We start from the raw sequence: 14,046 nt of genomic DNA, 5'->3' as shown, positions 1-14,046 counted from the left end.
CCAACTCGCCGGTGTCTTCCGGGGCTTGACGCCCTGTCCGACGTTTCAAACTCTAGCCGATCCCCGCTCCGAAAAGCGAATCCAGCCGAGTCCGAGCGCAATCCGATAAAACGCGCACACCGAATAAGCACCCTGCCGCGATGCGAAAACGCAAACGCGACCGGCGCGAACCAGGAAGTGGTGTTTCGAAGGATTGGCTACCCCGGGACCGTCCGCGCAGATGCGTGTCCGGTGCTCCCTGCCAGGCAGCTCGAAGAACTTTACGCGCTCCGGCCACCGGATGCAAACGACGGGCAAAGCACGCAGGCCGGGCCCCGTCCCCGGGATCCGGCCTGCCTGCTCGCCGGGCATGCAGACCCGGCCGGCCGGCTCAGCTGTTGGTGGGGAAGCCGAGGTTGATGCCGCCGTGGGACGGGTCCAGCCAGCGCTGGGTCACCGCCTTGCCCCGGGTGAAGAAGTGCACGCCGTCCGGCCCGTACGCGTGGGCGTCGCCGAACAGGGAGGCCTTCCATCCGCCGAACGAGTAGTAGGCGACCGGGACCGGGATCGGCACGTTGATACCGACCATCCCGACCTCCACCTCGAACTGGAAGCGCCGGGCCGCACCGCCGTCGTTGGTGAAGAGGGCGGTGCCGTTGCCGTACGGGTTGGCGTTGATGAGCGCCACGCCCTCCTCGTAGGAGGCGACCCGCACGACGGAGAGGATCGGGCCGAAGATCTCGTCGTTGTAGACGGACATGCCCGGCTTCACGTGGTCGAACAGGGTGGGTCCGAGCCAGAAGCCGTCCGCGGTCGGGGTGCCGTTCGCGTCCTCTGCCGTGACGGGGTGCTTGCGGCCGTCCACCGCGAGCTCGGCGCCGTCCGCGATACCGGACTCGACGTACGAGGTGACCTTGTCCCGGTGCTGGCCGGTGACCAGCGGGCCCATCTCGGAGTCGCCGTTGCAGCCGGGGCCGACCTTGAGGGTCGCGATCCGCTGCTTGATCTTGTCGACCAGCTCGTCGCCGATCGGGTCGACCGCGACCAGGACGGAGACCGCCATGCAGCGCTCGCCGGCCGCGCCGAACCCGGCGTTGACGGCGGCGTCGGCGGCGAGGTCGAGGTCGGCGTCCGGCAGGACGAGCATGTGGTTCTTGGCGCCGCCCAGCGCCTGTACGCGCTTGCCGTACCGGGTGCCGGTCTCGTAGACGTAGCGGGCGATCGGGGTGGAGCCGACGAAGCTGACGGACTTGATGTCCGGGTGCTCCAGCAGCCGGTCGACGGCCACCTTGTCGCCGTGCACGACGTTGAAGACGCCGTCCGGCAGGCCGGCCTCCCGCCACAGCTCGGCGAGGAAGTTGACCGCGGACGGGTCCTTCTCCGAGGGCTTCACCACGACGGTGTTGCCGGCCGCGATGGCGATCGCGAAGAACCACATCGGCACCATGGCCGGAAAGTTGAACGGCGAGATGATCGCGACCGGGCCGAGCGGCTGGCGGATCGAGTAGACGTCGATGCCCGTGGAGGCCTGCTCGGTGAAGCCGCCCTTGATGAGCTGCGGGATGCCGCAGGCGTACTCGACGACCTCGAGGCCGCGGGCGATCTCGCCGAGCGCGTCCGAGTGGACCTTGCCGTGCTCGGACACGATGATCGCGGCCAGCTCGTCGCGGCGGGCGTTCAGCAGCTCACGGAAGGCGAAGAGCGCCGTGGTCCGCCTGGCGACCGAGGCGGTGCGCCAGTCGGTGAAGGCGGAGGCTGCGGCGGCCACGGCCTGGTCGACCTCGGCTGCCCCGGCGAAGTCGACGTGGCCGGCGACCTGGCCGGTGGCCGGGTCGAAGATCTCACCGCGACGGGGCGCGGCACCGGCGGTGGCGACCGGCTTGCCGCCGATCCAGTGAATGATGTGCTTGCTCAAGGTCCGTCTGCCTCCGAAGTCCGGGCGGCGGTCCTGCCTCCGGTCCGGCGCCGCCGGCACGGGGGCCGGCCGGCGGGGATTTCGCGGAGCCACCGCGCTCGGATTCCAGTCTGGTCGGCGTCCCGGCCCTGGCTCAACGAACAGGCTGACGGGGATCGCGGATTCAGCCTTACAGGTCGTCCGGTCGGCTCAGGCTCCCGGGCTCAGGACTCCTCGTCCTCCAGGTACGGGTCGTGCAGCCCGTCCGCCTCCTCCTGGGTCTCCAGGAGGTCCAGCCGCAGATCCTGCGCCCACTCCAGCGCCCACCGCTTCAGCCCCTCCACCTCCCCCGCCGGGACGCCCCGGGCGCGGAACCGGCCGTCCGCCGCCTCGGCCAGGGTCTCCAGCCGGTCGGCGAGCCCGGAGGGCTGGAAATCCGGGTCCAACTCCCCTGCCATCGCGATCAGTTCACCCTCCCGGTAGTTGGCGGTGAGGGCGTGGACGTCGATCAGGTCGCGCGGCATGCCCCGGTCGACGAGCAAGGTGGTGGTGAGCGCCGCCGCGTCCTCCAGGGCGACGACCGGCAGCGTCACCGTCTCGTCGTCCGGCCCGGGGGCACCGAGGTCGAGCCGGACCGGCTGGTGGCCGAGCGGCTCCTTCCGCAGCTCGACCGAGTGCGTGCGCGCGCCGAGCGCCAGCCGCACGGTGAGCTGTTCCAACCGGGGCGTGCCGGGGCGCTCGGCCACGCCGCCGCCCGCCGCCCGGTAGGCCTCGGTCAGCGCGGCGGCCACCTCCGGCAGGTCGGCCCCGCCGGTGGCCAGGGTCAGCCCGTCCTGCGCGCACGCCGCCACGCCGTGGGCGCGCAGCGCGTGCCCGCCGGCCAGCGCGAGCCCGTACCGCGTGCAGACGGGCGCGGCGAGGGCGGCGAGGCGCAGCTGGGCCGGGCCCGGGCGCAGGGACGGGTCGACGGCGTGCGGGGCGGTGGTCACGTCTCCAGTCTGACGCGACCGCCCACTGCGCGCGCCGCCGTCCGATCGCGCACCCACCCGATCATGCGCCCACCCGATCGCGCGGCCGCTCGACGGCGCCACCGGCTTCACCAGTCGCTGAGCCCGGCCGCCGCCTCGTGCAGCGCCAGTTCCAGCAGCATCGGGTCGGTGAGCCGGCCGGACCCGTCCGGCGGCACCAGCCACCGCACCCGGCGCCTGACCCGGTCGGGGTGCGGGACGACGATCCAGGTGCCCTCCCCGGAGCCGCGCACGCCGGTCCCGACCCAGCGGGCGGCGGTGCCGACCGGCACCAGGAAGCTGACCAGGTCCTCGTCGAAGTCGGCGAGGACCGGGCCGCACGGGCCGGCGTCCAGGACCTCCAGGGCGGGGTGCCCGAGCCGCCCGGGGACGGACAGGACGTCCCAGTGCCGGCCGGCCGGCAGCGGCATCAGTCCCAGTCCGGTGCGCTCCCAGTGGGCCCGGAAGGCCGCCGGGTCCGGCATCACCCGGGTGAGCCAGTGCAGTCCGGTGCTCTCCATGTCGTCTCTCCCCGCTTCTCGCCACTCGTACCGCTGGGGTGCGGCGGGGCGATCGCGACCCGCCGTCACGAAGGAGAGGCGGACGGCCGCCTTCTCTTACACGGGTCGGGCCACGCTTTCCCGGGCGACGGCTCTGCCGGGCGGAAAGAACGACTGGACGGCAGGACGAACAACAGGACGTCGCCACGATGGATGATTCACCTGACACCCTGGTCCGGAATTCCGGGATTCGCGGAATTCCCGCATTCCGGAACCCGGCCCCTCCCCCCGCCTGGAGGCCCGCGATGCTCCCCACCGTCGCCCGCGTGCTCGACCTGGAGGTGATGCGACGCGGTCTGCCCCAGGTCGTGGCCGGCGGCGACCACCTGGAGCGGCCGGTCCGCTGGGTCCACGTCATCGAACTGGCCGACGTCGCCGGCATGCTGCGCGGCGGCGAGCTGGTGCTGACCACCGGCATCGCGCTGCCCGAGGACCGCGACGGCCTGGCCCGCTACGTCCGGGACCTGGACGAGCTCGGCGTGGCCGGACTGGTGGTCGAGTACGGCCGGCGCTACCTCGACGCGCTCCCCCGCGCGCTGGTGCGCGCCGCCGAGCAGCGCGGGCTACCGCTGATCACCCTCCGCCGCGAGGTGCGCTTCGTCGCCGTCACCGAGGCTGTGCACGCCCTGGTGGTCAACGCCCAGCTGGAGCAGCTGCGGATCTCCGAGTCCGTCCACCAGGTGTTCAACGAGCTGGTGGTGGAGGGCGCCGAGCCGCCCGAGGTGATCCGCCAGGTGGCGCGGATGGCGGGCGCGCCGGTCGTGCTGGAGAACCTGGCGCACCAGGTGCTCGCCCACGACACCGCCGGGCGCCCGGAGGCCGAGGTGCTGGAGGACTGGGAGCGCCGCTCGCGCGGGGTCCGCCCGCCCGGCCGCACCGGCCACGACCCGCGCAGCGGCTGGCTGGTGACCGCGGTCGGTGCCCGGGGCCAGGACTGGGGCCGGCTGGTCCTCGTCCAGGAGCCCGGCCCGCTGCCCGGGGGTGAGCCGCACCCGCACGCCATGCTGCTGGAGCGCGGCGCGTCCGCGCTGGCGCTCAACCGGCTGGTGGTGCGCGACCGGGAGAGCCTGGAGCGGCAGACCCACCGCACCCTGCTGTCCGGCATCCTCACCCACGCGCTGACCGTCGCCGAGGTGGCGCTGCGGGCCCAGGCGCTCGGCGTTCCGCTGGAGGGCCGCCGGCTGGTCGGGGTGGTGCTGCGCCGGCGGCGCGCGCCGATCCCCGCCGCGCTGGAGGCGCAGGCCCGGCTGCGCGACTTCACCGAGCTGGCGGCCGGCGCCGTCCGGGCCTGCCGGCTGTCGGCCCTGGTCGGCGCGCTGGACGACGAGGGCGTGGGCCTGCTGATCGCGCTCGGCGCGCAGCAGGACGAGCACGCGGCGCTGGACTCCTTCTCGGCCGCGCTGCGCCGGATGTCCGCCGAGGCCGGGTGGGCGGAGGCCGGGGCCGGGGGCCCGGTGGTCGCGGTCGGTTCCTCGGTCGGCGCCGTCCGGGACGCCCGGCGCACCCTGCTGGAGGCCACCCAGGTCGCCGACGCCGCACTGCACGACGCCCCCGGCGGCGCGCGGGCCGCCGCCTACTACCGGCTGCCGGACGTCCGGCTGCGCGGCCTGCTGCATCTGCTGCGCGACGACGCCCGCCTGCAGACTTACGTGGAGCGGGAGTTGGGGCCGCTGTTGGCCCACGACGCCGAGCACAACGGGCAGTTGGTGCAGATGCTGCGGATCTACCTGGAGCAGGGCCGGAACAAGTCCGCGGCGGCCGACGCCGCGCACCTGTCCCGGCCGTCCTTCTACGACCGGCTGCACAAGGTGGAGCGCATCCTCGGCGTGGACCTCGACCAGGTGGAGTCCTGCCTGTCCCTGCACGTCGCGCTGCTCGCCCTGGACGCCGTCCGCCGATAGCGGCGGCCCCGGGCGAACGAGCGCACTCGGGGCTGGATATGACTGATCGTCAGACCGTGTGCGCGTCGGTGAGCGACAGCACCTCGTCGAGCACCGCGAGGCCCGCCTTGGTCTCCTCCTCGGTGACGGTGCACGGCGGGACGACGTGGAAGCGGTTCATGTTGACGAACGGCCACAGCCCGCGCCGCTTGCAGGCGGCGGCCAGCTCGGCCATCGGCGCGTTGTCGGCGCCGGCCGCGTTGTACGGGACGAGCGGTTCGCGGGTCTCCCGGTCCTTCACCAGGTCGAGCGCCCAGAACACGCCGAGCCCGCGGACCTCGCCGATCGAGGGGTGCCGTTCGGCCAGTTCGCGCAGGCCGGGGCCGAGCACGGTCTCGCCGATGTGCGCGGCGTTCTCGACGATGCCCTCCTCCGCCATGGCGTTGAGGGTGGCGACGGCCGAGGCGCAGGCGAGCGGGTGCCCGGAGTAGGTGAGCCCGCCGGGGAACGGCCGCTCGGCGAAGTCGGCCGCGATCTCCGCGCTGATCGCGACGCCGCCCAGCGGCACGTAGCCGGAGTTGACGCCCTTGGCGAAGGTCAGCAGGTCCGGGGTGATCCCCCAGTGGTCGGCGGCGAACCACGCGCCGGTGCGCCCGAAGCCGGCCATCACCTCGTCGAGGATGAAGACGATGCCGTACCGGTCGCAGATCTCCCGCACCCCGGCCAGGTAGCCCGGCGGCGGGACGAGGATGCCCGCGGTGCCGACCACCGTCTCCAGGATGATCGCCGCGACGGTGCCGGGCCCCTCGAAGGCGATCACCTGCTCCAGGTGCGCGAGCGCGCGCTCGCACTCCTGCGCCTCGTTCTCGGCGTGGAAGTTGGAGCGGTAGGGGTACGGGCCCCAGAAATGCACCACGCCGGAGACGCCGGTCTCGTTCGGCCAGCGCCGCGGGTCGCCGGTGAGGGCGATCGCGTTGGCGGTGGCGCCGTGGTACGAGCGGTAGGTGGCGAGCACCTTCTGCCGGCCGGTGTGCAGCCGGGCCAGCCGGATGGCGTTCTCGTTGGCCTCGGCGCCGCCGTTGGTGAAGAAGATCTTGTCCAGGTCGCCGGGGGTGCGCTCGGCGATCAGCCGGGCGGCCTCGCTGCGCGGCTCGACCGCGAAGCCGGGCGCGAGGGTGCAGAGCTTCGCCGCCTGCTCCTGGATCGCGGCGACCACCTTCGGGTGCTGGTGGCCGATGTTGGTGTTGACCAACTGCGAGGAGAAGTCGAGGTAGCGGTTGCCGTCGTAGTCCCAGAAGTACGAGCCTTCGGCGCCGGCCACCGCGAGGGGGTCGATCAGCGCCTGGGCGGACCACGAGTGGAAGACGTGCGCGCGGTCGGCGGCCTTGACCGCCCGGCCGGCGGCTGAGTCAGCGGTGGGGATGCTCATGGCGGTAAGGCTAGGGAGTTCCGGCCCGCCCGGGCAGTTCCATGCTGTCAGCCGCTCGCGCGCCGCACCGACAGGGTGCAAAGGCGGGCGGGCCCGGGTCGTGTCGACCCGGGCCCGCCAACTGTTCGTTCGTTCGACCTGCGGACCGACTCAGATCGCGGTCATCCTGCGTCGGACGGTCACGACCCGCTAGATCGCGGTCATGACGTGCTTGACCCGGGTGTAGTCCTCGAAGCCGTACGAGGACAGGTCCTTGCCGTAGCCCGACTTCTTGAAGCCGCCGTGCGGCATCTCGGCGACCAGCGGGATGTGGGTGTTGATCCAGACGCAGCCGAAGTCCAGGCGGCGGGACATCCGCATGGCCCGGGCGTGGTCCTTGGTCCACACCGAGGAGGCCAGCGCGAATTCGACGCCGTTGGCGTACTCGACGGCCTGGTCCTCGTCGGTGAACTTCTGCACGGTGATGACCGGGCCGAAGACCTCGTTCTGGATGATCTCGTCGTCCTGGTTCAGGCCGGAGACGACGGTCGGGGCGTAGAAGTAGCCCTTGTCGCCGACCTGGTGGCCACCGGTCTCGACCTTGGCGTGGGCGGGGAGGCGCTCGATGAAGCCGGCGACCTGCTTCAGCTGGTTGGCGTTGTTCAGCGGGCCGTAGAGCACGTCCTCGTCGTCGACGCCGCCGGTCTTGGTCTCGGCCGCGGCCTTGGCCAGCGCCTCGACGAACGCGTCGTGGATCGACTCGTGCACCAGCACGCGGGTGGCGGCGGTGCAGTCCTGGCCGGCGTTGAAGAAGCCCGCGACCGAGATGCCCTCGACGGCCTCGGCGATGTCGGCGTCCTCGAAGACCACGACCGGGGCCTTGCCACCGAGCTCCAGGTGGACGCGCTTGACGTCCTTGGAGGCCGACTCGGCGACCTGGATGCCGGCGCGGACGGAGCCGGTGATGGAGGCCATCGCCGGGGTCCGGTGCTCGACCATCAGCTTGCCGGTCTCGCGGTCGCCGCAGATGACGTTGAAGACGCCGGCCGGCAGGTCGAGTTCCTTGAGCACGCCGCCGATGATCTCGGCCAGCAGCACGGTGGAGGCCGGGGTGGTGTCCGAGGGCTTCAGCACCACGGTGTTGCCCGCGGCGATGGCCGGGGCGAACTTCCAGACGGCCATCATCATCGGGTAGTTCCACGGCGCGACCTGGGCGCAGACGCCGACCGGCTCGCGGCGGATGATCGAGGTCATCCCGTCCATGTACTCACCGGCGGCCTTGCCCTCCAGCAGGCGGGCGGCACCGGCGAAGAAGCGGATCTGGTCCACCATCGGGCCGATCTCCTCGGAGAGGGTCAGCCCGCGCGGCTTGCCGGTGTTGCGGACCTCCGCGTCGACGATCTCGTCGGCCCGGGTCTCGACCGCGTCGGCGATCTTGAGCAGCAGCTTCTGGCGGGTGCTCGGGGTGGCGTCGCGCCAGATCGGGAACGCGGCGGCGGCCGAGGCCATGGCCGCGTCCACGTCAGCGGCGCCGGACAGCGGCGAGGTCGCGTACGCCTCGCCGGTGGTCGGGTCGACGATGTCGAGCGTGCGGCCGTCTGCCGCGTCGACGAACTCACCGTTGATGTAGTTGCGCAGCGTGCGAAGGTCGCTCACGGATCTTCTCCTCGGTCTGGGCCTGCGGCATTGCAGATTCCGGCGCCATGGTACGTCGGCGGGTCCGCCGTACGAAGGGTGCCGAGTGGCCGGGCCTGGGGCGTCGCGGTCCACTGGTGGCGGTACGCGCGCGGTGCCGCGGGGCGGCGCGCGTACCGTGCCACAGTAGCCGTACGACTGCCGTGATCGACAGGTCGAGTCCACGATGGCGATGAAATCCGTACGGGTTTTCCGAGATCTCGACGAAATCAGCAGTTTCCGCGCTTGCGAACAGGGGAACGATCGGGCACAGTGGCCGCGTGGCCAACCGCGACCGGAACGCGAGCGTTCCCCTCGATGCCGCCTCCAAGGCGATCATCGAGCAGCTCCAGGAGGACGGGCGCCGCCCGTACGCCGCCATCGGCAAGGCCGTCGGCCTGTCCGAGGCGGCCGTGCGCCAGCGCGTCCAGAAGCTGCTCGACCAGGGCGTGATGCAGATCGTCGCCGTCACGGACCCGCTCACCGTCGGCTTCACCCGCCAGGCGATGGTCGGGATCCGGGTCGAGGGCGACATCGAGCCCGTCGCCGACGCGCTGGCCGCCCTCGACGAGGTCGACTACGTCGTCTGCACCGCAGGCTCGTTCGACCTCCTGGCCGAACTGGTCTGCGAGGACGACGAGCACCTGCTCGAAATGATCAACAAGCGCATCCGCGCGCTTCCCGGCGTGCGGAGCACCGAGAGCTTCGTTTACCTGAAGCTCCGGAAACAGACCTACACCTGGGGCACCCGATGACAGCCGACCCGGCGCAGAAGGACCTTTCCAAGACCGCCTACGACCACCTGTGGATGCACTTCACCCGCATGTCGTCGTACGAGAACTCCCCCGTGCCGACCATCGTCAAGGGCGAGGGCACGTACATCTGGGACGACAAGGGCCGGAAGTACATCGACGGCCTGGCCGGCCTGTTCGTCGTGCAGGCCGGTCACGGCCGCACCGAGCTCGCCGAGGTCGCCGCCAAGCAGGCCAAGGAACTCGCGTTCTTCCCGATCTGGAGCTACGCGCACCCCAAGGCCGTCGAGCTGGCCGAGCGCCTGGCCAACTACGCCCCGGGCGACCTGAACAAGGTCTTCTTCTCCACCGGCGGCGGCGAGGCCGTCGAGACCGCCTGGAAGCTCGCCAAGCAGTACTTCAAGCTGATCGGCAAGCCGACCAAGTACAAGGTGATCTCCCGCGCGATCGCCTACCACGGCACCCCGCAGGGCGCCCTCTCGATCACCGGCCTGCCGGGCCTGAAGGCCCCGTTCGAGCCGCTGGTGCCGGGCACCCACAAGGCCCCGAACACCAACATCTACCGCGCCCCGCACTACCTGGCGGGCCCGGACGGCACCGTCGACCCCGAGGCCTACGGCCGCTGGTGCGCCGACCAGGTCGAGGAGGCCATCCTCTTCGAGGGCCCCGAGACCGTCGCCGCCGTCTTCGTCGAGCCGGTCCAGAACGCCGGTGGCTGCTTCCCGCCGCCGCCCGGCTACTTCCAGCGCCTGCGCGAGATCTGCGACCGCCACGACGTGCTGCTGGTCTCGGACGAGGTCATCTGCGCCTTCGGCCGCCTCGGCACCATGTTCGGCGCCGACAAGTTCGGCTACGTCCCGGACATGATCACCTGCGCCAAGGGCATGACCTCGGGCTACTCCCCGATCGGCGCCACGATCATCTCGGACCGCATCGCCGAGCCGTTCTACAAGGGCGACAACACCTTCCTGCACGGCTACACCTTCGCCGGCCACCCGGTCTCCTCGGCCGTGGCGCTCGCCAACCTCGACATCTTCGAGCGCGAGGGCCTGAACCAGCACGTGCTCGACAACGAGTCGGCCTTCCTGGGCACCCTGAGCAAGCTGCGCGACCTGCCGATCGTCGGCGACGTCCGCGGCAACGGCTACTTCTACGGCATCGAGCTCGTCAAGGACAAGGTCACCAAGGAGACCTTCAACGACGAGGAGACCGAGCGCGTGCTCTACGGCTTCCTCTCGAAGGCCCTCTTCGACAACGGCCTGTACTGCCGCGCCGACGACCGTGGCGACCCGGTCGTCCAGCTGGCCCCGCCGCTGATCTCCGACCAGTCGACCTTCGACGAGATCGAGCAGATCCTGCGGACCAGCCTCACCGACGCGTGGGCGAAGCTCTGATCCCCTGAGCCCTCTTCCCCACCCTCCGCCGAAGGGCGGTCCCGCTTCACCGCGGGGCCGCCCTTCGGCGTTCACCCCGGGCCCGCCGAACCGTCACACACCGCCGCACGCCACCGCACGGCATCACCGTGGATCACCGTCGCATCACAGTCGCACGACCAAACATGCCTGAATGCGGGTGATTTGCCCGTGATGGACCAGTGCGCCGCAACCGCGCCCGTCCCCGGTCGTTCTAATCTGACGACTGTCATATCCCTGCGGCCACCCAGGATGGAACCCCATGCCAGCGGCACCGCCCGACAACGACGTGCTGTGGGCCCGAGGGATCGTCAAGTCCCACGACGGCACCCCCGCCCTGCGCGGCATCTCGATCGGCGTCCGCGAGGGCGAGGTGCTCGCCGTCACCGGCCCGCGCGGCTCCGGCAAGAGCACCCTGCTCGGCTGCCTCTCCGCCCAGCTCCCGGTCGACGAGGGCGAGGTCTGGTTCAACAGCGCCCCCGTGCACACCCTCGGCCGGACCGGCCGCGAACGGCTCCGCCGCGACCGCTTCGGCTTCGTCGGCTCCGAGCCCCACCTGGTGCCCGAACTGACCGCCCGGGAGAACGTCGCCCTGCCGCTCCTGCTCGCCGGCGCCGGCCACAAGGCCGCCTACACCGCCGCGGACGAATGGCTGGAGCGCCTCGACGTCGGCCACATCGCCCGGCAGCGCCCCGACCGGCTGGTCCAGAGCCAGCGCCAGCGGATCGCCGTCGCCCGCGCACTGGCCCCGCTGCCGCCCGTCGTCTTCGCCGACGACCCCACCGCTCCGCTGCACCGCGAGGCCGCCGACCAGGTCCTGCGGATACTGACCAGCGCGGCCCGCTCGCACCAGCTCACCCTCGTCCTGGCCACCCACGACCCCGAGCTCGTCCGGTTCGCGGACCGCGCCGTCGCCCTCGTCGACGGACGGCTCACCGCACCCGCCGCCCCCGTCCCGCGCGGCGGCACCGCCCCGGGCACGGCCGGCGCGTCCGCCGTCACGGCCACCCGCCGCTGACGACACCGAGCCGCTGAAAGAGTCGCCGTGTTCTACCTCCGCCTGGCCCGGGGCTACCGGGTGTCCGACCTCGGCCGCTGGCTGCTCACCGCGGTGGCCGCCGCCCTGGTCGCCGCCTTCCTGCTGCGCTCCCTCGGCCGGGCCATGAGCGACCCGCACGGCGGCACCGACCCGTTGGTCCGGCTGCTCTGGTGCGTGCCGCCGCTCGTCGCCGTCGCCTGGTTCTCGGCCGTCGCCGCCCGCTCGGTGCCCGCCCGCCGGCCCGCCCGGATCGCCGGACTCACCGCCGCCGGCGCCGGCTCCGCCCGGATCCGGGCCCTGATCGCCGGCGAGGTCGCCCTCGCCTGCACCCTCGGCAGCGTGCTCACCCTGCTGCTCTTCCTGGTCCTGCGCAACGACATCGCCGGGCCCTCGCTCGCCCCCGACCTCGGCATGGGCGTCCCGCTGCCCGCCGCCGCGCCCGTCACCCTGCTCGCCCTGGTGCCGCTCACCTCCGGGATCTCCGCCGCCTGCGCGGTGCCGCTCGCCGAGACCCTGCCCGGCGGCCGCCCCCGCGGCCGCACCGGCTTCGGCGCCTGGCGGATCGCGCTGCCGATCGGGCTCGTGGTGATCGGCGCCGCCCTCGAACTCATCGCCCTGCGGCCCGGCGCCGCCGCGGACGGCCGCCCCATCCACCTGCCCGCCGGGCTCGGCTCCACCAGCACCGCCGCCCTCGGCGGCTGGGCCGCCAGCGCCCTCGGCCTGGCCCTGCTCACCGGCCCGCTGCTCGGCTGGACCGGCCGGCTGCTCGCGCTCGGCCGACCCACCCCGCTGCGACTGCTGGCCGGCCGCGGGCTCACCGCCCAGGCCCGCCGGCTCGGCCCGCCGCTGGCCGTCCTCACCCTCGTCCTCGCGGTGGTGCTCACCACCATCCGCTACTGGATCGGCACTCCGGACAGCGCCGACGCCCTGCCCGCCGTCGAGGCCGGCCTGGTGCTCGGGTGCGCCGCCGCCGCGGTGGTCGCGCGCCTCGCCGAGGTCCGCACCGACCGCCGGGCCGTCACCGGCGCCCTGCTGCGCCTGGGCACCTCGCCCCGGCTGCTGGTCGGCGCGGTCGCGCTGCGCACCCTGGCGGTCGGCACCACCCTGCTGCTGACCGGCGGGGCGACCGCCGCACTGGCGGCCGCCGGGCTGCGTTAGGCCCTCTCCCTGGTCAGCCGGCCGCGGCCAGCTGACCGCAGGCGCCGTCGATCTCCTGGCCGCGGGTGTCGCGGACGGTCGTCGGCACGCCGTGCGCCTGCAGCCGGCGAACGAACTCGCGCTCGTCCTCGGGCCGCGAGGCCGTCCACTTGGAGCCGGGCGTCGGGTTCAGCGGGATCAGGTTCACGTGCACCCGCTTGCCCTTGATCAGCCGGCCGAGCAGGTCCGCCCGCCACGCCTGGTCGTTGATGTCCTTGATCAGCGCGTACTCGATGGAGATCCGGCGGCCGGACTTCTCCGCGTAGTTCCACGCCGCGTCCAGCACCTCGGCGACCTTCCACCGGGTGTTCACCGGCACCAGCTCGTCGCGCAGCTCGTCGTCCGGGGCGTGCAGCGAGAGCGCCAGCCGGCAGCTCAGGCCCTCGTCGGCGAAGCGGTGCATCGCCGGCACCAGGCCGACCGTGGAGACGGTGATCCCGCGCTGGGACAGGCCGAAGCCGTCCGGCGCCGGGTCGGTCAGCCGGCGGATCGAGGCCAGCACCCGGTTGTAGTTGGCCAGCGGCTCGCCCATGCCCATGAAGACCACGTTCGACAGCCGCGCCTCGCCGCCGGGGACCTCGCCCGACTTGAGCGAGCGCATCCCGGCGGCGATCTGCTCGACGATCTCCGCGGTGGACAGGTTGCGGGTCAGCCCCGCCTGGCCGGTCGCGCAGAACGGGCAGTTCATGCCACAGCCGGCCTGCGAGCTGATGCACATGGTGACCCGGTCCGGGTAGCGCATCAGCACGGACTCGACCAGCGTGCCGTCGAACAGCCGCCAGAGCGTCTTGCGGGTCGCGTCGTCGTCGCAGGAGACGTGCCGGACGACGTTCATCAGGTCGGGCAGCAGCGCCTCGGTGAGCTTCTCCCGGCTCGCCGCGGGGATGTCCGTCCAGGTCGCCGGGTCGTTCGACATCCGGCCGAAGTAGTGGTTGGAGAGCTGCTTGGCGCGGAAGCCCTGCTCGCCCAGCTCGGCGACGGCCTCCTTGCGCTCGGCGGGGCTCAGGTCGGCGAGGTGTCGCGGGGGCTTGGCGCCGCGCGGCGCGACAAAGGTGAGTTCTCCGGGCTTAGGCATGGTTGTTCCAGTGTCGCAGACGCGGGGGGGGCCCCGCCCCCCCCCCCCCGGGGGCCCCCCCCCCCCCCCCCGGGCCCCCCCCCCCCCCCCCCCCCCCCCCCCCCCCCGCCCCCGGCCCCCCCCCCCCCCCCCCCCCCCCCCCCCCCGAGGGAAGGCACCCCCCCCCCCC

Annotated in this window: 11 protein-coding genes; 5 read left to right on the top strand and 6 right to left on the bottom strand. The window is 72.8% G+C overall.

The window, feature by feature from the left end; all coding sequences use genetic code 11:
- Positions 1-370: 370 nt before the first annotated feature.
- The 3 genes from ACPC54_RS32570 to ACPC54_RS32560 form a co-directional block, all read right to left on the bottom strand.
- Positions 371-1,894 carry a CoA-acylating methylmalonate-semialdehyde dehydrogenase gene (locus ACPC54_RS32570; protein WP_498970000.1) on the bottom strand — a complete coding sequence of 508 codons (1,524 nt, stop codon included), beginning with the start codon at positions 1,892-1,894 and terminating at the stop codon, positions 371-373.
- Between the two features lie 203 nt (positions 1,895-2,097).
- Positions 2,098-2,862, bottom strand: a complete 765-nt coding sequence (locus ACPC54_RS32565) for a hypothetical protein (RefSeq protein ID WP_498969999.1) — start codon at positions 2,860-2,862, stop codon at positions 2,098-2,100.
- Positions 2,863-2,969: 107 nt separating this feature from the next.
- Complete coding sequence (locus ACPC54_RS32560; protein WP_498969997.1) at positions 2,970-3,401, bottom strand: hypothetical protein; 432 nt, start codon at positions 3,399-3,401, stop codon at positions 2,970-2,972.
- Positions 3,402-3,685: 284 nt separating this feature from the next.
- Between ACPC54_RS32560 and ACPC54_RS32555 the strand changes: the two genes are divergently transcribed.
- Positions 3,686-5,341: a PucR family transcriptional regulator gene (locus tag ACPC54_RS32555; protein WP_498969996.1), complete on the top strand. Its 1,656-nt coding sequence runs from the start codon at positions 3,686-3,688 to the stop codon at positions 5,339-5,341.
- A gap of 49 nt (positions 5,342-5,390) precedes the next feature.
- Here ACPC54_RS32555 and ACPC54_RS32550 read toward each other — a convergent pair whose 3' ends face one another.
- Together ACPC54_RS32550 and ACPC54_RS32545 are read right to left on the bottom strand one after the other, a co-directional pair.
- A complete protein-coding gene (locus tag ACPC54_RS32550; protein WP_498969994.1) occupies positions 5,391-6,749 on the bottom strand; it encodes an aspartate aminotransferase family protein in 1,359 nt (452 codons plus the stop codon).
- Between the two features lie 189 nt (positions 6,750-6,938).
- On the bottom strand, positions 6,939-8,384 hold the full coding sequence (locus ACPC54_RS32545; RefSeq protein WP_498969992.1) for a gamma-aminobutyraldehyde dehydrogenase: 1,446 nt from the start codon (positions 8,382-8,384) through the stop codon (positions 6,939-6,941).
- A 299-nt stretch (positions 8,385-8,683) separates the two neighbouring features.
- Here ACPC54_RS32545 and ACPC54_RS32540 point away from each other — a divergent pair, with 299 nt between their 5' ends.
- The 4 genes from ACPC54_RS32540 (at position 8,684) to ACPC54_RS32525 (ending at position 12,763) form a co-directional block, all read left to right on the top strand.
- Positions 8,684-9,157 (top strand): Lrp/AsnC family transcriptional regulator, encoded by a 474-nt coding sequence (locus tag ACPC54_RS32540; RefSeq protein ID WP_030306695.1) that lies wholly within the window; start codon positions 8,684-8,686, stop codon positions 9,155-9,157.
- Positions 9,154-10,548 carry an aspartate aminotransferase family protein gene (locus ACPC54_RS32535; RefSeq protein WP_498969991.1) on the top strand — a complete coding sequence of 465 codons (1,395 nt, stop codon included), beginning with the start codon at positions 9,154-9,156 and terminating at the stop codon, positions 10,546-10,548. Before ACPC54_RS32540 ends, ACPC54_RS32535 begins: the two co-directional genes overlap by 4 nt.
- Positions 10,549-10,828: 280 nt before the next feature.
- The gene (locus ACPC54_RS32530) at positions 10,829-11,584 is read left to right on the top strand and encodes an ABC transporter ATP-binding protein (protein ID WP_498969990.1); all 756 of its coding nucleotides are present in this window, start codon (positions 10,829-10,831) and stop codon (positions 11,582-11,584) included.
- A 27-nt stretch (positions 11,585-11,611) separates the two neighbouring features.
- Complete coding sequence (locus tag ACPC54_RS32525) at positions 11,612-12,763, top strand: hypothetical protein (RefSeq protein WP_498969988.1); 1,152 nt, start codon at positions 11,612-11,614, stop codon at positions 12,761-12,763.
- Positions 12,764-12,776: 13 nt separating this feature from the next.
- Here the strand turns inward: ACPC54_RS32525 and rlmN are convergent, their stop codons facing one another.
- A complete protein-coding gene (gene rlmN / locus ACPC54_RS32520; protein WP_498969986.1) occupies positions 12,777-13,877 on the bottom strand; it encodes a dual-specificity RNA methyltransferase RlmN in 1,101 nt (366 codons plus the stop codon).
- Positions 13,878-14,046: the final 169 nt, after the last annotated feature.

Origin of the sequence: Kitasatospora sp. NPDC094028 (assembly GCF_049543595.1) — a bacterium.
In the GTDB taxonomy this organism is placed as follows: Bacteria; Actinomycetota; Actinomycetes; order Streptomycetales; family Streptomycetaceae; genus Kitasatospora.
Note: the sequence above shows the minus strand (reverse complement) of the source record. Positions and strands in the feature narration are given on the sequence as shown.

What these genes read in the sequence shown, in the direction of transcription:
- ACPC54_RS32560 (WP_498969997.1), bottom strand. Translation starts at nt 3,401, where the DNA reads ATGGAGAGCACCGGACTGCACTGGCTCACCCGGGTGATGCCGGACCCG.
- ACPC54_RS32555 (WP_498969996.1), top strand. Translation starts at nt 3,686, where the DNA reads ATGCTCCCCACCGTCGCCCGCGTGCTCGACCTGGAGGTGATGCGACGC.
- ACPC54_RS32550 (WP_498969994.1), bottom strand. Translation starts at nt 6,749, where the DNA reads ATGAGCATCCCCACCGCTGACTCAGCCGCCGGCCGGGCGGTCAAGGCC.
- ACPC54_RS32535 (WP_498969991.1), top strand. Translation starts at nt 9,154, where the DNA reads ATGACAGCCGACCCGGCGCAGAAGGACCTTTCCAAGACCGCCTACGAC.
- ACPC54_RS32530 (WP_498969990.1), top strand. Translation starts at nt 10,829, where the DNA reads ATGCCAGCGGCACCGCCCGACAACGACGTGCTGTGGGCCCGAGGGATC.
- rlmN (WP_498969986.1), bottom strand. Translation starts at nt 13,877, where the DNA reads ATGCCTAAGCCCGGAGAACTCACCTTTGTCGCGCCGCGCGGCGCCAAG.